This window comes from Sinorhizobium sp. CB7, from assembly GCF_041357635.1.
Lineage (GTDB): Bacteria > Pseudomonadota > Alphaproteobacteria > Rhizobiales > Rhizobiaceae > Rhizobium.
The window spans coordinates 76,075-100,025 of sequence record NZ_JAULLL010000012.1 but is presented as its reverse complement, the minus strand read 5'-3'; the positions used below and the strand labels follow the sequence as shown (position 1 = coordinate 100,025).

At 60.1% G+C, this 23,951-nt stretch carries 23 protein-coding genes; 7 read left to right on the top strand and 16 right to left on the bottom strand.

Annotation, left to right across the window (positions count from 1 at the left end; genetic code table 11):
* Positions 1–4: 4 nt before the first annotated feature.
* On the bottom strand, positions 5–1,633 hold the full coding sequence (locus AAE029_RS22640) for an MFS transporter (RefSeq protein ID WP_371075146.1): 1,629 nt from the start codon (positions 1,631–1,633) through the stop codon (positions 5–7).
* Positions 1,634–1,805: 172 nt separating this feature from the next.
* Positions 1,806–2,264, bottom strand: coding sequence for a redox-sensitive transcriptional activator SoxR (soxR, locus tag AAE029_RS22635; protein ID WP_371075145.1), 459 nt, complete (start codon positions 2,262–2,264; stop codon positions 1,806–1,808).
* Positions 2,265–2,336: 72 nt separating this feature from the next.
* Between soxR and AAE029_RS22630 the strand changes: the two genes are divergently transcribed.
* Both AAE029_RS22630 and AAE029_RS22625 read left to right on the top strand, forming a co-directional pair.
* Positions 2,337–2,912: an NADPH-dependent FMN reductase gene (locus AAE029_RS22630; protein WP_371075144.1), complete on the top strand. Its 576-nt coding sequence runs from the start codon at positions 2,337–2,339 to the stop codon at positions 2,910–2,912.
* A gap of 155 nt (positions 2,913–3,067) precedes the next feature.
* On the top strand, positions 3,068–4,276 hold the full coding sequence (locus AAE029_RS22625; RefSeq protein ID WP_371075278.1) for an acyltransferase family protein: 1,209 nt from the start codon (positions 3,068–3,070) through the stop codon (positions 4,274–4,276).
* A 107-nt stretch (positions 4,277–4,383) separates the two neighbouring features.
* Here the strand turns inward: AAE029_RS22625 and AAE029_RS22620 are convergent, their stop codons facing one another.
* From AAE029_RS22620 to AAE029_RS22610, 3 genes are all read right to left on the bottom strand, one after another.
* On the bottom strand, positions 4,384–5,505 hold the full coding sequence (locus AAE029_RS22620) for a mandelate racemase/muconate lactonizing enzyme family protein (RefSeq protein WP_371075143.1): 1,122 nt from the start codon (positions 5,503–5,505) through the stop codon (positions 4,384–4,386).
* Positions 5,506–5,593: 88 nt separating this feature from the next.
* Positions 5,594–7,093 carry an aldehyde dehydrogenase gene (locus tag AAE029_RS22615; RefSeq protein ID WP_371075142.1) on the bottom strand — a complete coding sequence of 500 codons (1,500 nt, stop codon included), beginning with the start codon at positions 7,091–7,093 and terminating at the stop codon, positions 5,594–5,596.
* A gap of 1 nt (position 7,094) precedes the next feature.
* Complete coding sequence (locus tag AAE029_RS22610; RefSeq protein WP_371075141.1) at positions 7,095–8,240, bottom strand: iron-containing alcohol dehydrogenase; 1,146 nt, start codon at positions 8,238–8,240, stop codon at positions 7,095–7,097.
* On the opposite strand from AAE029_RS22610, the gene AAE029_RS22605 reads away from it, so the two are divergent.
* From AAE029_RS22605 to AAE029_RS22595, 3 genes are all read left to right on the top strand, one after another.
* The gene (locus AAE029_RS22605) at positions 8,149–8,340 is read left to right on the top strand and encodes a hypothetical protein (protein WP_371075288.1); all 192 of its coding nucleotides are present in this window, start codon (positions 8,149–8,151) and stop codon (positions 8,338–8,340) included. The genes AAE029_RS22610 and AAE029_RS22605 overlap by 92 nt on opposite strands.
* A 15-nt stretch (positions 8,341–8,355) precedes the next feature.
* Complete coding sequence (locus AAE029_RS22600) at positions 8,356–9,267, top strand: LysR substrate-binding domain-containing protein (protein ID WP_371075140.1); 912 nt, start codon at positions 8,356–8,358, stop codon at positions 9,265–9,267.
* 152 nt (positions 9,268–9,419) lie between these two features.
* Positions 9,420–10,157, top strand: a complete 738-nt coding sequence (locus tag AAE029_RS22595; RefSeq protein ID WP_371075139.1) for a sugar transferase — start codon at positions 9,420–9,422, stop codon at positions 10,155–10,157.
* A 341-nt stretch (positions 10,158–10,498) separates the two neighbouring features.
* On the opposite strand, the gene AAE029_RS22590 is transcribed toward AAE029_RS22595, so the two are convergent.
* From AAE029_RS22590 to AAE029_RS22550, 9 genes are all read right to left on the bottom strand, one after another.
* Positions 10,499–10,900 (bottom strand): F0F1 ATP synthase subunit epsilon, encoded by a 402-nt coding sequence (locus AAE029_RS22590; protein ID WP_371075138.1) that lies wholly within the window; start codon positions 10,898–10,900, stop codon positions 10,499–10,501.
* Positions 10,900–11,136: a hypothetical protein gene (locus AAE029_RS22585; RefSeq protein ID WP_371075137.1), complete on the bottom strand. Its 237-nt coding sequence runs from the start codon at positions 11,134–11,136 to the stop codon at positions 10,900–10,902. The genes AAE029_RS22590 and AAE029_RS22585 overlap by 1 nt, the downstream gene beginning before the upstream one ends.
* Positions 11,136–12,605, bottom strand: a complete 1,470-nt coding sequence (gene atpD, locus AAE029_RS22580) for a F0F1 ATP synthase subunit beta (RefSeq protein ID WP_371075136.1) — start codon at positions 12,603–12,605, stop codon at positions 11,136–11,138. Before atpD ends, AAE029_RS22585 begins: the two co-directional genes overlap by 1 nt.
* Before the next feature lie 23 nt (positions 12,606–12,628).
* Positions 12,629–13,513, bottom strand: a complete 885-nt coding sequence (locus AAE029_RS22575) for a F0F1 ATP synthase subunit gamma (RefSeq protein ID WP_371075135.1) — start codon at positions 13,511–13,513, stop codon at positions 12,629–12,631.
* A gap of 28 nt (positions 13,514–13,541) precedes the next feature.
* On the bottom strand, positions 13,542–15,071 hold the full coding sequence (atpA, locus tag AAE029_RS22570) for a F0F1 ATP synthase subunit alpha (protein WP_371075134.1): 1,530 nt from the start codon (positions 15,069–15,071) through the stop codon (positions 13,542–13,544).
* Positions 15,071–15,637, bottom strand: coding sequence for a F0F1 ATP synthase subunit delta (locus AAE029_RS22565; protein WP_371075133.1), 567 nt, complete (start codon positions 15,635–15,637; stop codon positions 15,071–15,073). Before AAE029_RS22565 ends, atpA begins: the two co-directional genes overlap by 1 nt.
* Before the next feature lie 263 nt (positions 15,638–15,900).
* Positions 15,901–16,287, bottom strand: coding sequence for a DUF4345 domain-containing protein (locus AAE029_RS22560; protein WP_371075132.1), 387 nt, complete (start codon positions 16,285–16,287; stop codon positions 15,901–15,903).
* A gap of 121 nt (positions 16,288–16,408) precedes the next feature.
* A complete protein-coding gene (locus AAE029_RS22555) occupies positions 16,409–18,628 on the bottom strand; it encodes a primosomal protein N' (RefSeq protein WP_371075131.1) in 2,220 nt (739 codons plus the stop codon).
* 86 nt (positions 18,629–18,714) lie between these two features.
* On the bottom strand, positions 18,715–19,659 hold the full coding sequence (locus AAE029_RS22550; RefSeq protein WP_371075130.1) for a GNAT family N-acetyltransferase: 945 nt from the start codon (positions 19,657–19,659) through the stop codon (positions 18,715–18,717).
* A gap of 138 nt (positions 19,660–19,797) precedes the next feature.
* On the opposite strand from AAE029_RS22550, the gene AAE029_RS22545 reads away from it, so the two are divergent.
* Together AAE029_RS22545 and AAE029_RS22540 are read left to right on the top strand one after the other, a co-directional pair.
* A complete protein-coding gene (locus AAE029_RS22545) occupies positions 19,798–20,733 on the top strand; it encodes a tyrosine recombinase XerC (protein ID WP_371075277.1) in 936 nt (311 codons plus the stop codon).
* A gap of 82 nt (positions 20,734–20,815) precedes the next feature.
* Complete coding sequence (locus AAE029_RS22540) at positions 20,816–21,901, top strand: TraB/GumN family protein (RefSeq protein ID WP_371075129.1); 1,086 nt, start codon at positions 20,816–20,818, stop codon at positions 21,899–21,901.
* Positions 21,902–21,954: 53 nt separating this feature from the next.
* Here AAE029_RS22540 and lpdA read toward each other — a convergent pair whose 3' ends face one another.
* Positions 21,955–23,361 carry a dihydrolipoyl dehydrogenase gene (lpdA, locus tag AAE029_RS22535; RefSeq protein ID WP_371075128.1) on the bottom strand — a complete coding sequence of 469 codons (1,407 nt, stop codon included), beginning with the start codon at positions 23,359–23,361 and terminating at the stop codon, positions 21,955–21,957.
* 105 nt (positions 23,362–23,466) lie between these two features.
* Positions 23,467–23,943, bottom strand: coding sequence for a hypothetical protein (locus AAE029_RS22530; protein WP_371075276.1), 477 nt, complete (start codon positions 23,941–23,943; stop codon positions 23,467–23,469).
* Between the last annotated feature and the right edge of the window lie 8 nt (positions 23,944–23,951).

Here is a 23,951-nt window from a genome sequence, read left to right as displayed (position 1 = left end):
TTTGTCATGACATGTTGATATGTGGTCTCTCGACGGCGAAAATTGCGGGCATCACCGTCTGACGTTCGATCATGCGGTGTACCCGCGGTTCGTCAGGCCCGCGGTGCAGCGCCCGGATCTTGTCGCCGATTGCCGCGTCCGCCTGCGTGCGCCGCTGGTTGTGTCGCACATATTCGACCCAGGTCGGCGTATGATAGCTCTCCGTCCAGACCTCCGGATTTTCCAGGTCGCGCATCAGGCTCCAGTGCCCGGCCCCGTCGCGGATACGGACGCGGCGCCGGTCCGACATGACGGCAAGGAATTCGGGTACGTCCTCTTCGGCTATATTGTAGTCGATCATGACAACGATCGGGCCGCTGCGTGGTGTCAGGTCGAGCTTGAGCAACGGCTCGCTGAAGCGGTTGAGCGGATCGAGGTTCATGGATTTTGCTTCGGGCAAAGCCATGCGCAGGCCGATGGCTGCGCCGAGCAGCAGCAGCATGCTCGATCCTGCAAGCGCGAGATCAGGGCCGAATTCCTCTGCCGACAGACCCCATATCCAGCTTCCCCCCGCAATGCCGCCGAAGGTCGTGGTCTGATAGAGCGACAATGCCCGGCCGACGACCCAGCGTGGCGTGGAAAGCTGGACCGTCACATTGAACAGCGAAAGCGCAAGCACCCAGCAGGCTCCCGACAGAAGCAGAACGGCGCTGCTGAGCCAGGCGTTCGTGCTTACCGCCAGGACACCGGCGCTGGCGGCAAATCCCGTGAAGGCGAGCCGGACGATTGCCTCGCTCGTCATGCTTTCCCGCAAGCGGGTGCTGACGAGCGCACCGCCGATCGCGCCGATGCCGAACGAACCGAGCAGGAAGCCGTAGACGAGCGGCCCGCCCTTGACCAGATCGCGTGCCACGAGCGGAAGAAGCGCCAGGATGGCACTGGCCGCAAGTCCGAAGAGGAAGCCGCGGAGGAGAACATTGCCGATATTAGGGGACATGGCGACATAGCGCAGGCCGGCAGAAACCGCGCGGCCGAGCGGCTCACGGGGCAACGCGCTTGGGGCGCGTGTTGGCCGCCATCGTGCCAGGGTGAAGATCAGCGCGAAATAACAGAACACGTTGACGGCGAAAGCGGCGGCTGCCCCCGCAGCAGCGACGATCATGCCGCCGACCGCCGGACCGATGCAGCGCGTAATGTTGAAGCCCATGCTATTGAGGACGACGGCGCCGGGAAGATCGCTGCGGGGGACCATATCGCCGACGGAGGCCTGCCAGGACGGGTTGTTGAGGGCGGTCCCACATCCGATGAGGAAGGTGAAGGTCAAAAGAAGCCAGGGCGTGATCAGTTCGAAATAGGTGGAAACCGTCAGGATCAGCGATACCGTCAGCATGAAACACTGTGCAGTCAGCATCACACGGCGGCGATCGAAATTATCCGCCAGCGCGCCGGAAACGAGTGAGAAGAGCATGATCGGCAGGGCGGTCGATGCCTGCACGAGCGCCACCATGTTCACCGATTCCGAAATCGACGCCATCATCCAGGCAGCGCCGACAGCCTGAATCAGGCCACCGAAGTTGGAAGAAAGGTTGGCAAACCAGATGGCGCGGAACGTCTCGTGCTTGAACGGCGCCAATGGCGATGTATGGTCCGACACCTTTTCTCATCCCCCATTTTGCTCATGCATTCGTCCAATTGCTATAGATGCGGATAGCCATGATCTTGGCAAGCCGGACCGATTCGGTTTTAAATTCGAGGGCAGAAGCGGACAATCATTTGTGGCAGACGGCAGCGCCTTTTCGGCTGTGTGACGGTGGCAGCCGCTGCTGTCATGGGTCGAGCAGTCGCGGTCCTGGCCCTTGCTCGGAAAGTACGTCATAGGGGTTTCGCAGCGGACAACCTTCGACCGAGAGGCAACCGCAGCCGATACAATTGGTGAGTTGATCCCGCAGACCTGTCAGCCGTTTGATGCGTGCGTCGAGATTGTCCTTCCAGGCTAACGAAAGCGCCTTCCAATCCGAAGCCGTGGGTGTTCGGCCCTGCGGCAGCATCTCAAAGGCCGCCTGGATCTCAGCCAGCGGAATGCCGACACGCTGCGCCACCTTGATGATCGCGACCCGGCGCAGCACCTCGCGGGCATAACGCCGCTGATTGCCGCTGGTGCGAAGACTCGAGATAAGCCCTTTCGTTTCGTAGAAATGCAATGCGGAAACCGCAACACCGCTGCGCTCCGCGACTTCCCCCACCGTCAGCAGCCGGTTGAACTCGTCGGCGGAAATTCTGCCCATATTCCTCTTGACCTCAAGTTTAGTTGAGGTTTTATAACGCTCGCTCCTCGACCCGTAAAGCAGGAGCAATGCATGAGAGAATCTCTCCGAGTGGCGATCATCTATGGCAGCACGCGTAAAGGCCGGCTGTGCGACCGCGTGGTCAAATGGGTGGCGGGAGAACTTGACCATTATCCGCTACTCGAAATCGACTTGGTAGATCCGCTCGAATTCGGCCTTCCCGTCCATCATGCCACCGATCATCCCGCTGTTGCGGAGCTATCGGAGCGGCTTGCCCTGGCGGATGCATTCATCGTTGTCACACCCGAGTATAACCACAGCTTCACCGCCTCGTTGAAATCGGTTCTCGACCTGTTCTATACGCCGTGGCATGGGAAGCCGGTCGCTTTTGTCTCCTATGGCGGCATTTCCGGAGGGGTTCGCGCCGTTGAGCAGTTGCGGCTGGTCTTTGCCGAGCTCCACACCGTCACGGTTCGCGATACCGTCAGTTTCGCTAATCCGTGGGGCCGTTTTGCGGCGGATGGCACGCTGGAAAATCCAATCGATGCCCGCAAGTCGCTGACGTTGATGATGGCGCGGCTGCAATGGTGGGCCTACGCGTTGAAAGCCGCCCGAGACATGCGACCCTATCGCGAAATTGCCGCCTGAAAAGGATGCGTATCTTCCCGCAAACCAATTCTTCACTTCCTGGCAGGTGTGAAGAATTGGGGGCGCCCGGACAGATGTTGTCCGGGCGCCTCAGCCGCCGGCTTGCCTCGGAAGTTGTGATGTCCTAACCAACATATAGTGAGAGTTTCGTGGAGGTGAGGATGGGAGGACGGCTGGCCGGTGCCGATTTCATGCGTGCTTTGGCGTGTCTGTTGGTCCTGGTCCATCATCTGGTGCTCAGGCTCGACTTCAACGCAGTCTCCGATGGGATCCGGCCGATGTTCGAACTGGCGCGATTCGGCAATTACGGCGTTTCGATCTTTTTCGTTCTCAGCGGTTTCCTGCTGGCGCGGCCTTTCTGGACCGCGCTTGACAATAAGCAATCCCTGCCACCCCTGAAGGCATATGGGTTGCGCAGGGCTGCACGAGTGCTACCCGGCTTCTGGATTGCCCTGACGGCTGGCTTCGTGCTCAGCTTCACCGTCTACGATTTTCCGCTAAACAGCGAACGCGTCGGGCGCTATCTCGCGGGCTTTTTCCTCATGAGCCAATGGCATTGGCGTACCTTCTTTCCGGTCGACGGCGATGGGCCGCTATGGTCGATTCCTTTTGAAGCGACCTGCTATGTGCTGTTGCCGCTCTGCTTTGTTTTGCTGTCAAGATTTCCAGGAGCTCTGGGGCCCGGAGGAAGGCGTATCGTCTTTCTTATGGTCGCCATGACGGCTCTTTTCGGGCACTGGCTTATCGTTTCGCAAATTCAAATGGATGAGCTGGCACGCGGGTGGAATTTCGGAATGCAGGGAGGTGCGAAGGAATGGATGCCGCGTTTCAATCCAATCGGCTTTTTCGTGATCTTCGCCATTGGTGCTCTTGCCGCCGGCATCCATACCATGCTGCCGGAGCGCCGTTCAATTATCTTCGATGTCGTCGCCTTGATGGCACTCACCTCCGGCGCCATGCAGTTTTTCCGCTCGGTGGGCGGAACATGGGAAGGCTATGGCTGGCTCGGCATACCTTATCGCTTTCCTCTCCTGCCGATGGCGGTGGGCGCAGCGCTCTGCGCGTTGCCACGCTCCGAGTTTCTGGGAGATGCGTTGGACAACAGGGTTGTTCGCCTTATCGCGACGATATCGTTCGGCATCTACATATGGCAGGACATCGTCCTGTCGATGATGGTGAAGGTCGTCCCCGGCAGTTTCGGCGTCGGATCCGCTGATGCCTTGAGTGGCTGGATCGTGTCGAGCCTTATGGCGACTATCCTCATCCTGCTGGCTGCGACAGCAAGCTACACTTTTCTGGAGCGACCAGTCGTGCGCCGGGCCGGCAGTCTGGAAAAAAGCAGATGGCTTCCCGCCGCTCGGTAGAAGCCGGTGGCACGGACAAAAGAGCCGCCCAACGGAAATCCGCAGGACGGCAAGTTGATGGGAAACGGGCGTCCAGACCAAATACGCCGGCGTGGACACCGATACAGTCACAAAAGAGTGGCTTTCAGTCGCTCCTCGTCGAGAGCAACACCGAGGCCGGGAGTCTGCCCCAAATCCAGCCAACCCTTTTCGTGCCTGAGCGGCACTGCCAGCGGATAATCGCGGCGCGCTTCGCTCCAGTCCGGATTGTCATACGGATATTCGAGCCAAGGGGCGTCGCCAACACCCGCGGTCAGATGCGCGTTCGCCAGCACACCAATACCATTGGTCCAAGAGTGCGGCGTAAATAGGACACCGGCTTCACGGGCCTGGTAGACGAGCCTGCGGCAGCCAGTGATGCCGCCGACGAGCGCCACATCCGGCTGAATGACGTCGAGGGCCCGCTCTTCGATGATGTCGCGAAATTCCGAGAGTTCGCGCGTCATCTCGCCGCCAGCGATACGGATGTCGGTTGCTTCCTTCAGGGCCTTCATGCCCTTGCGGTCGGATCGATGAAGGGGCTCCTCCATCCAGTAGACGCCGAGCCGTTCGAGCTCCCTTGCAACGGCCAGGGCATCCTTGAACGTCCAGGGTAGCGTGGTGTCCCAGGGCATGCGCCAGCCCTGATTGCAGTCCACCATCAGTTCCAGTCCGTCGCCGGTCCGCGCTCGGATAGCCTCCAGCGCCTTGACGTCGTCATGCCAGCTTGCCCGTCCGCCGCGTGAGGAGGAAAAGCGAACCTTCATCGCTGCAAAACCTTCCTCGATATAACGCTCCGCCTGATCGGCCATGGCGGCGGGCTCACGCAGAACACCTGAAGACGCGTAGAGGCGGACCCTGTCGGAACGCCCGCCAAGCATGCGCCAGACGGGTTCTCCGGTGATCTTGCCGGCGAGATCCCAGAGGGCGAGATCCAGCGGCCAGCAGCGGCCATAGTGGAAATTGATGTGCGAGAGAACCTCGTAATGCCGCTCCAGATGGCGCGGATCCTCACCGATGAAGAGGTCCTCGTGTCCCTCGAAGCCCTTCATAAGATCGCCGGAACCTATGCCTTCGCGACCCTCGTCATCGCGGACACGGACGATGGTGGCATCGAAATGGTTGCGGGCGCGGCCATCCCAGCTCGCCTTGAATGGCGGGTCCAGGGGAAGGCGGTGATGGGTAATCTCGATCGAAGCCACTCTGCTCATGATACCGCCTCCAGCGCTTATCGCGCTCACTTATTGAATCTACGCAATCCCGGATGGAAAACTGCCTCGCACTTTTCCTGGAATTGCTTTAGCCGAACTGCTGCCAGATCGTCTTGTAGTCACAATATTTGTCGATGGCATGGATGGAACGGTCGCGACCGAAGCCCGATTGCTTGAACCCTCCGAAGGGGGTGGCGAAGCTCGACATGTCATAGGTGTTGATCCAGACCGTTCCGGCATGGATCGCTTCCGAGAAACGGTGGGCGCGTTCCATGTCTCTGGTGAAGACCGCGCCGGCAAGGCCATAGATCGTGTCATTGGCGATCGCCAGCGCTTCCTCTTCCGTATCGAAGGGGATGGCCGCAAGGACAGGCCCGAAGATTTCCTGCCGGGCGAGGCTCATATCATTGGTCATATCGACGAAGACGCCCGGGGAAATATAATAGCCGCCGGTTTCCTCCATCACGCGTTCGGCGCCGAAGGCGCGTCTTGCGCCCTCCTTTTCGCCGGCAGCGACCATCGAAAGCACCTTCTGCATGTGCTCTTCCTCGATCAGCGCGCCGATCTGCGCCGACGGATCGAGCGGATGCCTGAGAACAATGTCGCTTTTCGTCACCGCCTCAATCTCTGCAATCAGCCTGTCCTGCACGGAGCGGTGAACGATGAGCCGTGTCGAGGCGTGGCAGGTCTCGCCGGAATTATAAAAACAGCCCCAGGCGGCGGCACTTGCGGCAGCATCGAGGTCGGCATCCTCGAAGACGACGAGCGGCGACTTGCCGCCGAGTTCAAGTGCCACGCGCTTCACATTCGATTGCGCTGCATAACCCATGATGAGCTTGCCCACCTGCGTCGATCCGGTGAAGGCGATCATATCGACGTCCATATGGAGCGCGAGCGGCCTTCCGGCTTCTTCGCCGTAACCGGTAACGACGTTGAAGACGCCGGCAGGCAAGCCTGCCTCGTAGCCCAGTTCCGCAAGCCGGATGGCCGACAGGGAGGATTGCTCCGCCGGTTTCAGCACGACGGAATTGCCGGCGGCGATGGCGGGACCCAGCTTCCAGGCATCGATGATCATCGGATAGTTCCAAGGTGTGATCGCGCCAACGACCCCGAGCGGCACCTTTCTGACGAGCGCGCGGGCATTTGGCGCGGTCGGCGCAATTTCGTCATAGAGCTTGTCGATCAATTCGCCGTAATACTGAATGCCATCGGCGCAGAGGCGGACATCGACCGTGAGCGACGCCATGACCGGCTTGCCGACGTCAAGCGTTTCCATGATGGCGAGTTCTTCGCCGCGTGCGCGGATGAGCTCCGCCCATCTCAGCATGATCTTCTTTTTTTCGAGCGGCTCCTTGTTTCGCCAGACGCCGCTTTGGAAAGCTGCGCGGGCAGCCGAGACCGCCGCATCGATGTCGTCGCTATTGCCGCGCGCGAGTTCGGCGCCCGGCCTGCCATCCATCGGCCGGATGCGCTTGAAGGTTCTTCCGGAGAGGGAAGCGCAATGCTCGCCGGCGATGAAGTGACGGCCCTCCGGCTTCAGTCCGGAGAGGAGATTTTCCCAATATTTGTGTGTATATTCCGTGGCCATTCTAGATCTCCTTCGGCAACGCCATCATGGCGGCAGCGAACCGATCGATATCGGCGTCTCCGACCTCGCGGATGGTGGAACGGCGCATCGGCTGGTTTTCCGGCGCACGCATCTCCCCGGCCAGATCGGCTGCAGTGAACGTCCCAAAGGCGCTCGGCAGCGCGCGGACAATTCCACAGCGATCCATCCATTCGGAAACAAAGGCGGGCAATGCGGCAGCTTTCGCGACGCCGCAGGCTCGTGCGGCTGCGTGGAGCCCAGGCGCATTGGACTCGACCAGCCAGGCAAGCGTCGCCTCGAAGGCGAGCGCGGTGGCAAGGCCGTGGTGCACCGGGGCGAGTGCCGCCAGCGCGTGGCTGATATTGTGCGCGATCGCCGTGCCGCAATTGTCGATGGCGATACCGGCGAGACAGGAGCCGAGCAGGACATCGCCGCGTGCCTCGATGTTGCCGGGTTCCCTCACGGCGATTTCCAGCGAAGCGGTGATCAACCGTATCGCCTCATGCGCGTATAGCTGAGCGCCCCGATGCGTATTGCGATTCGTTGCCGCTTCGAAGGCATGGACGAAAGCATCCAGTCCGCACCATGCGGTGAGATCTGCCGGCAGCGTCACCGTCAAGGCGGGATCGAGGATAATGAGATCGGCCTTGGTCTCTGGCCCCCAGATCCAGAGCTTCTTGCCTTGCGGCCCCGTGAAGATATTGGTGGCGGAGGCTTCCGACCCGGTTCCGGCGGTCGTCGGCACCATGATCTTCCCGAGCGCTTGCTTCGGCAGCGGATTGGCGGCCAGCGCGTAGTGCATTGGATCCTCACCGGAGGTCGCAATGGACGCGGCGATCTTGGCAATGTCCAGAGCCGAACCGCCGCCGACACCGATCACCAGTTCCACACCCAGGGACATCGAAAGCGCGGCTTGCAAATGCGCGAGTTTCGGTTCACCGGCAAAGTCCGAGAAGACGCGCGTTTCAATGCCTGTATCCTGCAGGACCGACCGGATCTTATCCGCCAGCCCGGCCCGCGCGAGAAAGCCGTCGATGACGAGCAAGGCAGTCTTCATGTCATCGAAGGAGCGGGCCGCCGATGCGAGCTCGGACAAAGCGTCTTCGCCGAAACGAATATCAGGAACGGAAGAGACGGAAAATCGCACCGAAATCACCCCGGAATTGGATGCACTGGACTTCAATATTGATGCATCACAATCTGAACTATTCAAACAAGGGGATTTGTCGGCCATATTGATGATTTGAAGTCATGGAGATCGCATGCTTGACAAGATCCCGCTCGAAGCTTTCCGTGTTTTCGACGCAGCCTGCCGCGCCATGAATTTCTCGCGGGCCGGCCGCGAGCTCAATATCACCCAGGCTGCCGTCAGCCGCCGCATCAAGGGGCTGGAGGATCATCTCGGGGCTCAACTTTTTGTCCGGCGTGGCCGTAACCTCGCATTGACGCCCGATGGCGAACGTCTCTTCCGGCGGGTACGTGCGACGCTTGAATATCTGGAAGAAAGCCTGGAGCCGTTTCGCGGCGGCACGCCCCAGATCATCTCGATCGCCGCCAGCGGATCGGTCTCGCATCTTTGGCTTGGTCAACGGCTCAAGGATTTCGGCAAGGAAAGTCCTGATATCTCCGTACGCCTGCTGACGACCGATACGCCGTCAGAGCTGGCATCGGAGACCAATGATCTCGTCATCCTCTATTCGACCGGGGAGCATCCCCGGTGGAACCTGACCCTGCTGATGCGGGAAGTTCTGGTGCCGGTCGCCTCGCCGGATTACCTTGCACGGCGTGGGCTAACGGCAGATATACTGACGGCGGAGGACATCGCCGGGCTGGACCTTATCGATTACGAGCGCTTCAACGCGCACTGGATTTCCTTCCGACAGTGGTTTGGGCGCATTGCAACGCCGCTCAAAGGAAAGCCGCCGCGGCCGCGCCTTTCGTTCTCCACCTATATCATGGCGATTGAGGCTGCCCTGCGTGGTGAAGGCATTGCGCTCGGCAGCGTGGGGCTCATCGAGGAACATCTGCGCTCCGGCGCCCTTTTGACGGTTGGTCAGGACCGGGTCGAGAGCGGCTTCGGTTATTATCTCGGCACACCAAGTTTCCGCTCGCTCTCTCCGGAAGCCGCGCAGTTACATCAGCAGCTTCTGTTGAATATTTCTCAGCCGCTTTAAAGAATTTTGCCCAACGGGGTAAAGCTATTCCGCCCAGTTTTGGCTATAATGAGGTTAACCAATCGTTAAATATCAGGATGACAAATGTGCCGCGAATCTGTATCGATCGGCCCGCGACATCCAATTTCGTCAAACTAATCCGGTATAATGGCATGAGCGCATCTTATTCGAAGAATAAATATTCTACATATTCTTCCATGCAGGTCGGTGGACCAAGAAAATACGTCGTTGCAAATTCCAATATTGCGGATTCCGGCATGCGTGGAGACTCTCCCAAGCGCAGATCCGCACAGTTGGCGGCAAAAAGGCTGTTTGACGTCGGCGCATCCGCCGTCGCGCTCCTTATTCTTTTGCCGTTCTTCCTTTTCCTCGCATTGCTGATCAAGCTTGACAGTAAAGGGCCAGTCTTCTTCCAGCAGGTGCGTTGGGGCCTCAACGGCCGCAAGATCAAAGTCCTTAAATTCCGTTCGATGCACAGCAATCTCGGCGATCCGACCGGCGTGCGTCAGACCGTCAGGAACGACCCTCGGGTTACGCGGATTGGGGCCATCCTGCGCCGCACCAATCTCGACGAACTGCCGCAGCTTCTGAATGTTATCAGGGGGGACATGTCGCTTATCGGACCCCGTTGCCACGCTGTCGATATGCTGGCGGCGGGCAAACTCTATGAGGATCTCGTTCCGGAGTATCACACGCGTCACGTCATGCGGCCGGGCATTACAGGACTTGCGCAGATGCGTGGCTGGAGAGGGCCTACCGACCGGGCGCGTGAAGCACGCGCGCGCATCGCCTGCGATATCTACTACGTCCAGAATTTCAATCTTTGGCTCGACGTGAAGATTTTCTTTGGGACGCTGGCGTCGGAACTGCGCGGCGGTACCGGCTTTTGAAACGCGGGTCCATTTGAGCGTAACGCGGCATAACGCTGGAGCGATGACTTATCCCGATTACCGGAATAAGGCGCTCCGCCATCGCCGCTGGAATGGGCCTCTGTCCGCTTTCCTGTGATGTGGAGGCATCCGCGCTAGGTACCGCCATTAGATATCTATCGGCCGGGCTTCATGCAGCTCTCACACCGCCCTTTCGTGGAAAGCTTACCTCGCATCAACAAGGACAACTGCGTAGCAACGAAAGCCGCGCTATCGCTTCCCTCAAATGAATAGCCCCGAAAATCGATTCCGATTTTCGGGGCTATGTGATGGGTTTTTTACCGCCTGTTCACACCGCGGAGTCAATCCTCGACGAGACCTTGCAGATGCGTCAGGTCCATGATGAAGTGCTCGAGGCGCGATTTCTGATCGTGATGATGCGCGTCCGCGAGCTCTCTCTTTGCCACATCTATGCGTCGGGTCAGTTCGTCGGCCAGTTCTTCGACGGGAACGGCCGACTCTGCCAGCAGCGTGCAACCCGTGGGCAGGATATCGGCAAAGCCGCCGAAAACCACATAATCCTGTTTGACACCGGAAGCCGAGCGGACGGTGACGATACCTGGCTTGATCGTCGTCATGGTCGGGGCGTGGTGCGCCATAACGGTCATTTCACCCTCGGTCGCGGGAATGACAACTTCCGTCACCATCTCCGACAGAAGCAGGCGCTCCGGGGACACGAGTTCAAAATTGAAACTGTCGGGCATTAGTGACTTACCTTTTCGGTGGCCTTTGCATCTAGCAGTTTGGACCCGCAGAACGGGCAGTGCTGTATTGCCTGATCGAGATAACCAAGCCCATCTTCGGTCTGGATCAATCCCACTACCATCATCAGCACGCCGTCATCGGATCTATAGATCGTCGGTGCCGCCGGAGCGGGAAGTTCTGCTGCGACTTCCCTCAGAGCGTCGCAGCAGAAAATCTCGTCAAGACTATCGGTCATCAAGCAGCAGCGAGCTTCTTGGCCTTCTCGATGGCTTCCTCCATCGAGCCGACCATATAGAAGGCTGCTTCCGGAAGATGGTCGTATTCGCCGTTAACGAGACCCTTGAAGCCCTTGATCGTGTCTTCGAGTGCGACGAGCTTGCCCGGCGAACCGGTGAAGACTTCGGCGACAAAGAACGGCTGGGACAGGAAGCGCTCGATCTTGCGGGCGCGGGCGACGGCGAGCTTGTCTTCTTCGGACAGTTCATCCATGCCCAGGATGGCGATGATATCCTGCAGGGCCTTATAGCGCTGCAGCGTCGACTGAACCTTACGGGCAACCTCATAGTGCTCTTCGCCGACAACCATCGGGTCGAGCATGCGCGAGGTGGAGTCGAGCGGGTCGACAGCCGGGTAGATACCCTTTTCCGCGATCGAACGCGACAGAACCGTCGTTGCGTCCAGGTGGGCGAACGAGGTTGCCGGCGCCGGGTCGGTCAAGTCGTCGGCCGGAACGTAAATGGCCTGAACCGACGTGATCGAGCCGGTGGTCGTGGTGGTGATGCGCTCCTGCATCGTGCCCATGTCTGTTGCGAGCGTCGGCTGATAACCGACGGCCGACGGGATGCGGCCGAGCAGAGCCGACACTTCCGAACCTGCCTGGGTGAAGCGGAAGATGTTATCGACGAAGAACAGAACGTCCTGGCCCTGATCGCGGAAGTGTTCAGCAACGGTCAGACCCGTCAGTGCGACGCGGGCGCGGGCGCCTGGCGGTTCGTTCATCTGGCCGTAAACGAGCGCAGCCTTGGAGCCCTCGCCGCCGCCATGCTTGTTGACGCCGGATTCGATCATTTCGTGATAGAGGTCGTTGCCCTCGCGGGTACGTTCACCCACGCCGGCGAAGACTGAGTAACCACCATGCGCCTTGGCGACGTTGTTGATCAGTTCCATGATGAGAACGGTCTTGCCAACGCCTGCGCCGCCGAAGAGGCCGATCTTGCCGCCCTTTGCATAGGGAGCGAGAAGGTCGACGACCTTGATGCCGGTGACGAGGATCTGGGCTTCCGTCGACTGGTCGACATAGGCCGGGGCGTCCTGGTGGATGGCGCGCTTCGTTGCCGTGTTCAGCGGGCCGGCTTCATCGACCGGTTCGCCGATGACGTTCATGATACGGCCGAGCGTTTCGTCGCCGACCGGAACCGCGATCGGGCTGCCGGTATCGACAACGTTCTGACCGCGGACAAGACCTTCGGTCGAGTCCATGGCAATCGTGCGGACCTCGTTCTCGCCGAGGTGCTGCGCTACTTCCAGAACCAGGCGGTGGCCATGGTTCTCCGTTTCGAGCGCGTTCAAAATCGCCGGCAGTTCGCCTTCGAAAGCAACGTCCACGACGGCGCCGATAACCTGTGTGACCTTGCCGACAGAGCCTGTGGCGGTCGTCTTAGCGGCGGTCTTCGCTGCCGCTTTCGGGGTAGCTGCCCTAGCCATTTTCTTACCCTCTTTCTCTAACCTCAGAGCGCTTCCGCGCCCGAAATGATTTCAATGAGTTCCTTGGTGATCTGCGCCTGACGCTGGCGGTTGTAGTTGAGCGTCAGCTTGTTGATCATCTCACCGGCATTGCGCGTCGCATTGTCCATGGCGCTCATCTTCGCGCCCATTTCGCCGGCGACATTCTCAAGGAGCGCGCGGAAGATCTGTACCGAGATGTTGCGCGGGATCAGATCGTCGAGGATCGCGGCCGGCTCCGGTTCGTATTCGTAAACGGCGTCCGCATGCGCGGCGTCCTGGGTCGAGGCCTCTCCAGCCGCTGCCGGGATGAGCTGCTGGGCGGTTGGAACCTGACTGATGACGGACTTGAATTCGGAATAGAACAGCGTGCAGACGTCGAATGCATCGTCTTCGAACATGTCGATGACGCGCTTTCCAATCTCATCGGCGTTTTCGAAACCGATGCGCTTGACGTCACGCAGCTCCTTGCGCTCGATGATCAGCGACGCGAATTCACGACGCAGAATGTCGTAACCCTTCTTGCCGACCGTAAAGATCTTTACCGTTTTGCCTTCGGCCAGGAGCTTGCGGATATGATCGCGAGCGAAGCGCGCGATTTGCGAATTGAAGCCGCCGCAGAGGCCGCGCTCCGCGGTGCAGACGATGAGCAGATGTACATCGTCCTTGCCGGTGCCGGTCATCAGACGCGGTGCGCCATCAGCTTCGGTCATAGCCTGGGAAATATTCGCCAGAACCGCGCCCATGCGCTGCGAATAGGGCCGGGCGGCCTCGGCCGCCTCCTGCGCACGCCGAAGCTTCGCCGCGGCGACCATTTTCATCGCCTTGGTGATCTTCTGCGTCGCCTTGACGGAGGCGATCCGGTTTTTCAGATCCTTAAGTGAAGGCATCCGTGGTCCGTCCTAGGTAGGAGTCCGATCAGGAGAAAGACTTGGCGAAGGTATCGAGGGCGTTCTTCAGCTTGCCCTTGATATCGTCGCTGATGGCCTTTTCCGTGCGGATCGCATCGAGAATGTCCTTGCCTTCGGAACGGAGGTAGGAAAGCAGACCCTGCTCGAACTTGCCGACCTGGTTGACGGCGAGCTTGTCGAGGTAGCCGTTGACGCCGGCGAAGATTACCGCGACCTGTTCTTCCGTCTTCAGCGGCGAGAACTGCGGCTGCTTCAGGAGCTCGGTCAGGCGGGCACCACGATTCAAGAGGCGCTGCGTCGCAGCGTCGAGGTCGGAACCAAACTGCGCGAAGGCAGCCATTTCGCGATACTGGGCAAGTTCACCCTTGATCGAGCCTGCGACCTGCTTCATCGCCTTGATCTGCGCCGAGGAACCGACGCGGGAAACCGACAGGCCGACGTTAACGGCCGGACGGATGCCCTGATAGAAGAGGTCGGTTTCGAGGAAGATCTGGCCGTCGGTGATCGAGATCACGTTGGTCGGAATGAAGGCGGAAACGTCGTTGCCCTGCGTTTCGATGACCGGCAGGGCCGTCAGCGAACCGGCGCCATTGTCATCATTCATCTTCGCGGCGCGCTCGAGCAGACGCGAGTGCAGGTAGAAAACGTCGCCCGGATAGGCTTCGCGGCCCGGCGGGCGGCGCAGCAGGAGCGACATCTGGCGATAGGCGACAGCCTGCTTCGACAGATCGTCGTAACCGATCAGGGCGTGCATGCCGTTGTCGCGGAAATATTCGCCCATGGTGCAGCCGGCAAACGGGGCGAGGTACTGCATCGGGGCCGGATCGGAGGCTGTTGCAGCGATGACGATCGAGTACTTCAGTGCGCCGCGCTCTTCGAGAACCTTGACGAACTGGGCAACGGTCGAGCGCTTCTGGCCAACGGCAACGTAGACGCAGTAGAGCTTGTCCTGGTCCGGGCCGTTGTCATGGATCGGCTTCTGGTTCAGGAAGGTGTCGAGAATGATCGCGGTCTTGCCGGTCTGGCGGTCGCCGATGACGAGCTCGCGCTGGCCGCGGCCGACCGGAATGAGCGCGTCGATGGCCTTGAGGCCGGTCGACATCGGCTCATGCACGGATTTGCGCGGAATGATGCCCGGAGCCTTGATGTCGACGCGCGCACGTCGGGTCGCGTTGATCGGACCCTTGCCGTCTATCGGGTTGCCGAGCGCGTCGACGACGCGGCCGAGCAGCTCCGGACCGACCGGGACGTCAACGATCGCGCCGGTGCGCTTGACGGTGTCGCCTTCCTTGATGTCACGGTCGGAGCCGAAGATAACGACGCCGACATTGTCGGATTCGAGGTTCAGCGCCATGCCGCGCACACCGCCCGGAAACTCGACCATCTCGCCGGCCTGGACATTGTCCAGACCGTAGACGCGAGCGATACCGTCGCCGACCGAAAGCACCTGGCCGACTTCCGTGACCTCAGCTTCTTTGCCGAAATTTTTGATTTGATCTTTGAGAATTGCGGAAATTTCCGCGGCGCGGATATCCATCAGCCAACCTCTTTCAGTGCAAGCTTAAGGGTAGAAAGTTTGGTGCGAAGAGACGTATCGATCTGGCGGGACCCGACCTTGACGATCAGGCCGCCGAGGATCGACGGGTCAACGGAGACGGCGATTGCCACCTCCTTGCCGGTCACGCCCTTCAGCGCCACCTTCAGTTCATCTTCCTGCGCCGGCGTCAGCGCATGGGCCGAGGTGATCTCGGCGGAAATTTCGCCGCGATGACGGGAGGCAATGTCCCGGAAAGCGCGGATCATGCCCGGAAGGGCGAAGAGGCGGCGGTTATCCGCCACAACCTTGAGGAAATTCGCGACGAAGCCGCCGATGCCCGCTTTGTCGCAGAGTGCGACGATTGCATTGATGCGATCTTCTGCGGAAAAAACGGGGCTGGCCACGAAGCGCTTCAAATCGTCGCTCTCATCGAGCATGGCCTGGAAACGGTCGAGATCGGCGGAAACGCTCTCTACGGCGCCTTCTTCGAGGGCAAGTTCGAAAAGCGACGAGGCATATCGTTCTGCAACACCAGAGGTAGGCTGGGATGTGTCTGCCACGGGCACAAATTTCCCTGATTTAAGTTCAAGAAGCCGACTTCCAGCGAGCGGTCGCCCTATCTTCCTGAATTCGTTTTGATTTTCCCCCAGAAATCGCAGGAATGCGCTCCTGCTGCTTCCGAATTTCGGGGTCCGTCTAACATAGGATGTTGAGACTCGCAACAAGCGTATTGGTCGATTACCGCATTCCCGTGAAAATCTGATGGCAAAAACGGCCTAAACCGCCGCGACGCAATCGATTATGTAGGATTGCCTCGTCGTTTTCGAGTTCAGGTAAAGCCGAAAAAATACGAAAGCGGAAGCGCGGCCAAAATGATCTGCGCAACCAAAAGTAAATAGTTGACTATTGCACTCCCCTTATCAGACATAATGGAGACAATCCGCGCGAAGGCTGCAAGCGCATAGGAGGCCCCGAGGGCGAGATAGAGCATGGGCTGAGCCAGGAAAATGGCCGACAGTCCGAAGCCGAGATAGAAGCCGCCCATAGTGGAACGCCCTTCGGCAAAGGCCCCAGCCCTGCCGTCTCTCGCTTGGAGCCCGAAGAGCCGGAAGCCGTATCCCGGCGCAAACATCATGAACAGGCCGAACAGCGCCGTAAAGGCGGCTGCGCCGAAGGCAAGCTGTTCTCCAAGTTCGGTCGGAAAGTAGAATTCCATCAGTGGCCCCAAATCACGCGATAAAGCAGCCCCTTATGACATGAAGCGCCGAGCGAGGGAATCCCGAGAACGCCAGAGTGGAAGCTCGGCCTATCTGAGACAAGCGGAGCCGCTTACGGCCTCACAGGAAGCTCTGCGGATCGACATCGAGCTGGACATTGATCGAGCCCCGTTCCTTCGGCCCTTGCGAGAGCATGGCTCGGAGGAAGCCCTGCATATCGGAATTGCGCCTGCCATGCACCAGAAGCCGAAAGCGATGGCGCCCGCGCACCAACGCAAGCGGCGCTTCGGCCGGCCCCAGCACGGAAATTCCCTGGACCTGAGGAGCTGCCTGGCGCATGCCGCGCGCATGCGTCTCGGCATCATGGCGCGTCTCGGCTGAAACGATGATGGAGGCTAGCCGTCCGAAAGGCGGCAGCACGGCCCGTTCCCGTTCCAATATCTCGCGCTCGTAGAAGGCGCCCGCATCGCCGGAAACGATTGCCTGCATGACCGGATGCTGCGGCTGGTAGGTTTGCAGCAGGCCATGGCTCTTGAGGCCGGTCCGGCCGGCGCGGCCGGTGACCTGCGATAGGAGCTGGAAGGTGCGTTCGGCTGCGCGCGGATCGCCATTGGCAAGGCCGAGATCGGCATCGACGATACCAACCAGCGTCATCAAAGGGAAATTATGCCCCTTGGCGACGAGTTGGGTCCCAATGACGATATTCGCCTCGCCCTTGGCGATCGCCTCCAATTCAAGCCGCAGCCGCTTGACGCCGCCCATGATGTCCGAGGACAGCACAATCGTGCGCGCCTCCGGAAAATGCCGCTCCACCTCCTCGGCAATTCTCTCGACGCCGGGGCCGCAGGCGACCAGATGATCCAATGTGCCGCATTCCGGGCAGGCCTCCGGCGTCCGCTCCGCATAGCCGCACTGGTGGCACTGGATCTGTCCCCGGAATCGGTGTTCCACCAGCCAGCTCGAACACTGCGGGCATTGAAAGCGATGGCCGCAGACCCTGCAGAGGGTCAGCGGCGCATAGCCGCGGCGGTTGAGGAAGAGCAGCGCCTGCTCGCCGCGTTCGACGGTCTTTGCGATGGCGCGGATCAGGATCGGCGACAGGAAGCCGCCGCGTTCCGGCGGGTGGCGGCGCATATCGACGAGGTGCAGATCCGGCAGAGCCGCGTCGCCGAAGCGGGTGGGGAGATGGATGGTGGTGTAGCGGCCGCTCTGTCCGTTAACCTGGCTTTCGACGGACGGTGTCGCCGACACCAGGACCACCGGAAAATTACCGATCCTGCCGCGGACGACTGCCATGTCACGGGCATTATAGTAGATGCGGTCTTCCTGCTTATAGGCGGGATCGTGCTCCTCGTCGACAATGATGAGGCCGAGATCCTCAAAGGGGAGGAAGAGCGCCGAGCGCGCCCCGGCGACCACGCGTACCTCTCCCGTCACTGCCTGGCGCCAGACCCTTTCGCGCATGCGGGGAGGCAGATCGGAATGCCATTCAGCAGGCTTGGCTCCGAACCGATCCTGGAAACGTTCGAGGAAGCTGGCCGTCAGGGCAATTTCCGGCAGCAGGATCAATACCTGCTTTCCCTGCCGCAGGGTCTCGGCGATCGCCTCGAAATAGACTTCCGTCTTGCCGGACCCTGTAACGCCATCGATCAAAGAGACCGAAAAATCCTTCGCGCGCACGCTCGCCAGCAGTTCGTCGGCCGCTTCCCGCTGCAGGCCTTCCAGCCGCGAGGAAATGAACTCCGGATCCGGTCTTGCGACGACCGGCGGTGGCGGAAGAAAGACGGTCTCGAAAATTCCCTGAGCAGTCAGGCCGTCGATGACGCTTGATGAAACCCCGGCCGCATGCGCAAGGCCGCTGCGCGTCCAGGAGAAGCCATCGGATGCGACTTCCAGCACCCGCGCTCGTGCGGGGGTCATTCGTTCAGGCTGGCCACCGACAAAGCGCAGTCCTTCGATCATCGGCTCCGGCTCGAAGGCATTCGGCGCCCGCAGCGCCATGCGTGCGACCAGTCCTGGTGGAGAAAGCGTGTAAGCGGCGACCCAGTTGACGAAGTCTCTCATCTCTTTGGAGAGCGGCGGGCAATCGAAGACATGGCTGATGGGGCGCAGTTTCTTCGGATCGACCTCTCCTTCATCGCCGCTGTCCCAGACGACGCCGATCACTTGCCGAGGACCGAGCGGCACCTGCACCACCGAACCAGCTTCGATCGCCATGCCATCCGGCACTGCGTAGGAGTAGGGTTTCGGCGCGGGCATAGGCACCAGGACCGGGACTGTGCGGCGTACGGATGGCGGCTCCAAAAGGGCGCCAAAGAGATCGGACGAATCTTTGCTCATCGCGCCAGACCATGCCCGCAACGGCCGCAAAAGAAAACCCGTGTGCGCATCGATCGCTTGATTGCCGAAGCCCTATTCGTCGTCGGTCAAAAGGTACGTGCGGTCAAGGTTGGAAGCGCTTCGGGCGAAGCCGCCGGCAGAAACTGTGCATCGGCGTTGATGGCCAGATCGAAGACCGTATGTTTCTCGAGAGCTTTCGTCACGTCGTTGATGTCGCCGTCGAGATTTGCCGTCGGAATGAGATTGCCGATGACGAATTCGAAACGGTCTCCGCGTTTATTCAGGAGCTCGTGAAACACGGTCATGTCGCGCAGTTCCGTCGACCATTTTGCGAACCAGTAGAAAAGTCCGGAATTGCGAGCCTTCATATGGACCGGCAGGATCGGCAGATTGTATTTGCGCGCCAGACCCACCGCGGAAGTTTTCCATGGCCGTTCGTTCAGTCGCCCGTTTGCCCAATAGGCGATGCGACCGGAGGGAAAGAGCACCGTCGCCTTGCCGGCATTGACGGCGCGATTGGTAAGCTGCAGTGTTTCGCGCGCCTTCAGCTTGCTCTTATGTTCTTCTCGCCATTCGACCGGAATGATCATTTCCGCGAAGCGCGGGTTGACGCGCACGGCGTCACGGTTGGCAAAGAACATCATGTCCGGGCGCCGGGCTTTCAAAAGATCGAAGACGGCGACACCGTCGGCGATGCCGGTCGGATGATTGCTGACGAGGATGAAGCCGCCGGAGGCGGGGATGCGCTCGCCATTGGTCACCGCAATGTCGAGCTTCAGGCCATTGCTCAGATATTCAAAGGCCTGGAAACCCGGCATGTTGGCGACGGCGTCGGCGAACTCAATCGCCTTGCTGTAGCGTAGCAGCGTGTAGAGGAAAGGCCGCATCAGCGGCCAGACCGGATTGCGCACGATCTTTTGACCGCGTTCGGCAATCAAGGTGTCAACAATGTGGCCAGGTTGGCCGTGAGATACCAGGGCGATGGCTCCTGCGAGCTGTCCGAGAGCGCTCATCGAATCACGGCGTGCCATGAAAATTCCTGCTGGTTGAGTGATGATCTATCGCAGCGTAATATGATCGAAGCATGACAGCAGTCGCAAAACATTAGGGATTCCATAACCCTCGTACTGCAAAGTGGCAGATCGAGTTACAAATTCAAGAGGTCGTCCCTGAGCGAACTGTTGATCATCGCCGATCCGGCACTCATGGCCGAACGCCAGTCCTGGCTGGAAAGCCTCGGACGCGAGCGACGCCTTTCTGGGCACACGCTCGATGCCTATGAGCGCGACACGCGGCAGTTTTTCGCTTTCATGACCGGTCATCTCGGCGGGCCTGTCTCGCTCAAGGATATCGAGGCGCTGCGTCCGGCGGATTTCCGCGCTTTCCTCGCCGCACGCCGAAAGCAAGGATCCGGCGCCCGTTCGCTCGGACGCAACCTGGCCGGTCTTCGCTCGCTTTTGCGCCATCTGGAAAAGAAAGGCATGGTGAATGCCGCCGGTGCGGCTGCCGTGCGTTCCCCGCGGCAGCCGAAGTCGCTTCCCAAGCCGCTATCGGACAAGCAGGCATTGACCGTTGTCGGTGATCAGGCCCAGCTCCAGGACGAACCCTGGATCGCTGTCCGCGATGCTGCGGTCATGACATTGCTTTACGGCTGCGGCCTCCGAATTTCCGAGGCGCTCGACCTGACTGCGGATGCTATCGGACCGGCTGCGACAACGTTGCGCATCACGGGCAAGGGCAACAAGACCCGGCTCGTGCCGCTTCTGCCTGTTGTCATCGAGGCCGTCGACAAATACCGTGCTCTCTGCCCGTATCAGCTGGAAAGAGGAGAGCCGCTTTTCCGCGGCGCGCGCGGCGGAAAACTGCAGGCGGCGATCATCCAGCGCGCCATGCAGAAGCTCAGGAGCGCCTTCGGCCTGCCGGAGACGGCAACGCCGCATGCGCTCCGGCATTCATTCGCGACGCACCTGCTCGCCGGTGGCGGGGATTTGCGTACCATCCAGGAATTGCTCGGTCATGCCAGTCTATCGACAACGCAGGTCTATACCGGCGTTGATGCATCGCGGCTGCTCGAAGTCTATGATCGCGCCCATCCGCGCGCGTAACAGAACGTTAACCGGTCTCTTTAAGGGAATATGCGCGAGCGGGGCGTAGAGCTGATTGGGTGTTTATGATCGAGACATCGAAATGAATATTTCCATCGGCGAGAGAAGCATCTCCCTTGCACGCCCACGGCCGGGTGATATCGCCCTCGGCCTGATTGCCGCCTGTCATCTGCTGCTTGTCGCTGCGCTGCTGGTTGCCCTCTTCTGGTTTTCGCCAGCCGAGGCCGCAGACGATGCGGCGTGCGGAGGCAAGAATCTCCTGACCGACCTGCCGCGCACGGACCCTCAACGCTATGCAGGCATGGTCAGGGAAGCCGATGAGACGCCGAATGGAAAAAGCACCTTCTGGAAGATAGAGAAGCCCGGTCTGAAGCCGTCCTGGCTGCTCGGCACCATGCATGTGACCGATCCACGTGTGCTCACCATGCCCAAGGGGGCGCCGGAGGCCAACGCAAAGGCGGACACGATCATCATCGAATCCGACGAGATCCTGGATGAGAAAAAGGCCGCGCTCGCCCTTCTCGCCAAGCCCGAGCTGACCATGTTCACCGACGGCAAGACGATCAGCGCACTCCTGTCGCCGGAAGACAATGCCCGTCTGGAAACGGGATTGAAACAGCGCGGAATTCCGCTTTCAGCGGTTTCCCGCATGAAGCCGTGGATGATTGCCAGCGTCGTCACCTTGCCTGCCTGCGAGATCGCACGCAAGGCAAAGGGCGCTAAATTCCTTGACCAGAAGATTGCAACCGATGCCGCAGCCGAGGGCAAGCAGGTCAGGGGGCTCGAGACTCTTGCTGAGCAGATTCAGGCGATGGCCGATCTGCCCGTTGAATTCCATGTCAAATCGCTGATCGAAACCCTCGAACTCGGCGATCAGATGAACGACATCATCGAGACCATGACCGAGCTCTATCTCTCCGGCAATATCGGCATGACCATGCCCATGCTGAAGGCCGTGACGCCGGACGGCGAGGGGACGGATGGCGAGTATGCTGCCTTCGAACAGCGCATCATTCTCGACCGCAACAAGATCATGGCCGAACGCGCAGCTCCGATCCTTGCCAACGGCAATGTCTTCATGGCCGTCGGCGCGTTGCATCTGCCCGGCGATTCAGGGCTTGTCGAGCTGCTGCGCCGGCAGGGCTTCAGTGTAACATCCGTCGACTGACGTCAAAAAAAGCCGCGGCAGCGCCGCAGCTTTCGGATTTCTCGCAGATCAGCTTACATATGGATCGGCTTGAAGAAGGTGGCCAAAGCCGCTTCCTTGACCGCTTCCGACATGGTCGGATGTGCATGGCAGGTGCGGCCGAGATCTTCCGAGGAACCGCCGAATTCCATGAGCACGGCGATCTCGTGGATCATCTCGCCTGCGCCGAAGCCGACTATATGACCGCCGAGCACACGGTCGGTCTCCTTGTCCGCCAGGATCTTGACGAAACCATCCGTCGCCAGCATGGCGCGGGCACGGCCGTTCGCCGTGAAGGGGAACTTGCCGACCTTGTAGGCAATGCCCGCGGCCTTCAGCTCTTCCTCGGTCTTGCCGACGGAGGCGATTTCCGGCTGGGTGTAGACGACGCTCGGGATGACATCGTAGTTCACGTGACCGGCCTGGCCGGCAATGATCTCGGCGAGCGCCACGCCCTCGTCTTCCGCCTTGTGGGCCAGCATCGGCCCTTTCACGACGTCGCCGATCGCGTAGATGCCGTCGACATTGGTCTTAAAATGACCGTCGATCTCGACACGGCCACGGTTGTCGAGCTTGACGCCGGCTTCTTCAAGGCCGAGGCCTGCAGTATAGGGCGCGCGACCGGTTGCGATCAGCACGACTTCGGCGTCGAGCGTGACTTTGTCGCCACCTTTGATCGGCTCGAAAGTAACATTGGCGCCATTGCCCGACTTTTCGACGCCGGTGACTTTCGCACCGAGATGAAATTCGATTCCCTGCTTTGCGAGCAGACGCTGGGACTGCTTTGCGACTTCGCCGTCCATGCCGCCGAGAATGGTGTCGAGATATTCAACGACCGTGACCTTGGAGCCGAGACGCGACCAGACCGAGCCCATTTCGAGACCGATGACGCCGCCGCCGACCACGATCATGGTTGCTGGCACCTTTTCCAGCGCGATGCCGCCGGTTGAGGAAATGATCACCTTTTCATCGAAGTCGACCTGGACGCCGGGGATGCCGGCAACATCGGAGCCGGTGGCAATCACGATGTTTCTGCCTTCGATTTCCTGTGCCTCGCCCTTGTCGTTGGTGACGGAAACCTTGCCGGCGGAGACGATCTTGCCGGTGCCATGGAAGGCGTCGATCTTGTTCTTCTTGAACAAGAAGGCGACACCGTCGACATTCGCCTTAACGGTCGCATCCTTGTGCGCCATCATCTTCGAAAGATTCAGCTTCGGTGCCGCAACCTCGACACCGAACGCATCCAGGCCATGGCCGGCCTGATGGAACATCTCGGACGCATGCAGCAGTGCCTTGGACGGGATGCAGCCGATGTTGAGGCAGGTGCCGCCATAGGTCGCGCGCTTTTCGACGACGGCAACCTTGAGCCCGATCTGCGCCGCCTTGATGGCGCAGACATAGCCGCCGGGACCGGTTCCTATGACGATAAGATCGTAAGCCATGTATTTATCCTCTTTGAAAATCCATCAGTCCGCGGCGCGCGACAGAGCGAGACGCAAACCAAATCCAAAAAAGCTGCCGCACTGGCAGCACTCCTCCCGGTCCCGTCATTCTGTGCAGCCCTTAAGGGTCAGCACATCTGAAGGCGCGACGGTCGCCTTTCCTTCTCCCCAGATCGAAGATTTGCGAACGGCTGGACCGAAGTCCGGCAGCACCAGCCGGGTAGCCGCTTCAGCGCCCTCGGGCGGCAGCACATCGGTTTTGCCTGCTTCATCGGAGGCGAAGATCGTTCCCTGCCAGACGGTACAGGCGCTAAGTTCGGCGCCCGTCACATCCCCTCCGGGGCAATTGAACAGGATGATTCCATTCGATTGGGGCGGATCGTCAGATTGCATGACGTAGCCGTCGAGCATCAGGGACGTCTTCTGCACGGCGACCCTGAAGCGATTGCTGGCCGCCGCGGCCTCGGATTCGAGGGGTTCGAACCGCAGTTCGTAGGCGCCGTCGGCATCGCCGTAGATGGCCCGCTCCTGCACACAATCGGCCAGTGCCGGTATCGGAAAAGAAGCACAGGCAATCATCATCCAATGGA

Coding starts and splice junctions, on each gene's coding strand:
- soxR (WP_371075145.1), bottom strand. CDS start 2,264: ATGGGCAGAATTTCCGCCGACGAGTTCAACCGGCTGCTGACGGTGGGG.
- AAE029_RS22630 (WP_371075144.1), top strand. CDS start 2,337: ATGAGAGAATCTCTCCGAGTGGCGATCATCTATGGCAGCACGCGTAAA.
- AAE029_RS22620 (WP_371075143.1), bottom strand. CDS start 5,505: ATGAGCAGAGTGGCTTCGATCGAGATTACCCATCACCGCCTTCCCCTG.
- AAE029_RS22615 (WP_371075142.1), bottom strand. CDS start 7,093: ATGGCCACGGAATATACACACAAATATTGGGAAAATCTCCTCTCCGGA.
- AAE029_RS22605 (WP_371075288.1), top strand. CDS start 8,149: ATGTCATCGAAGGAGCGGGCCGCCGATGCGAGCTCGGACAAAGCGTCT.
- AAE029_RS22600 (WP_371075140.1), top strand. CDS start 8,356: ATGCTTGACAAGATCCCGCTCGAAGCTTTCCGTGTTTTCGACGCAGCC.
- AAE029_RS22595 (WP_371075139.1), top strand. CDS start 9,420: ATGAGCGCATCTTATTCGAAGAATAAATATTCTACATATTCTTCCATG.
- AAE029_RS22590 (WP_371075138.1), bottom strand. CDS start 10,900: ATGCCCGACAGTTTCAATTTTGAACTCGTGTCCCCGGAGCGCCTGCTT.
- AAE029_RS22585 (WP_371075137.1), bottom strand. CDS start 11,136: ATGACCGATAGTCTTGACGAGATTTTCTGCTGCGACGCTCTGAGGGAA.
- atpD (WP_371075136.1), bottom strand. CDS start 12,605: ATGGCTAGGGCAGCTACCCCGAAAGCGGCAGCGAAGACCGCCGCTAAG.
- AAE029_RS22575 (WP_371075135.1), bottom strand. CDS start 13,513: ATGCCTTCACTTAAGGATCTGAAAAACCGGATCGCCTCCGTCAAGGCG.
- atpA (WP_371075134.1), bottom strand. CDS start 15,071: ATGGATATCCGCGCCGCGGAAATTTCCGCAATTCTCAAAGATCAAATC.
- AAE029_RS22560 (WP_371075132.1), bottom strand. CDS start 16,287: ATGGAATTCTACTTTCCGACCGAACTTGGAGAACAGCTTGCCTTCGGC.
- AAE029_RS22555 (WP_371075131.1), bottom strand. CDS start 18,628: ATGAGCAAAGATTCGTCCGATCTCTTTGGCGCCCTTTTGGAGCCGCCA.
- AAE029_RS22550 (WP_371075130.1), bottom strand. CDS start 19,659: ATGGCACGCCGTGATTCGATGAGCGCTCTCGGACAGCTCGCAGGAGCC.
- AAE029_RS22540 (WP_371075129.1), top strand. CDS start 20,816: ATGAATATTTCCATCGGCGAGAGAAGCATCTCCCTTGCACGCCCACGG.
- lpdA (WP_371075128.1), bottom strand. CDS start 23,361: ATGGCTTACGATCTTATCGTCATAGGAACCGGTCCCGGCGGCTATGTC.
- AAE029_RS22530 (WP_371075276.1), bottom strand. CDS start 23,943: ATGATGATTGCCTGTGCTTCTTTTCCGATACCGGCACTGGCCGATTGT.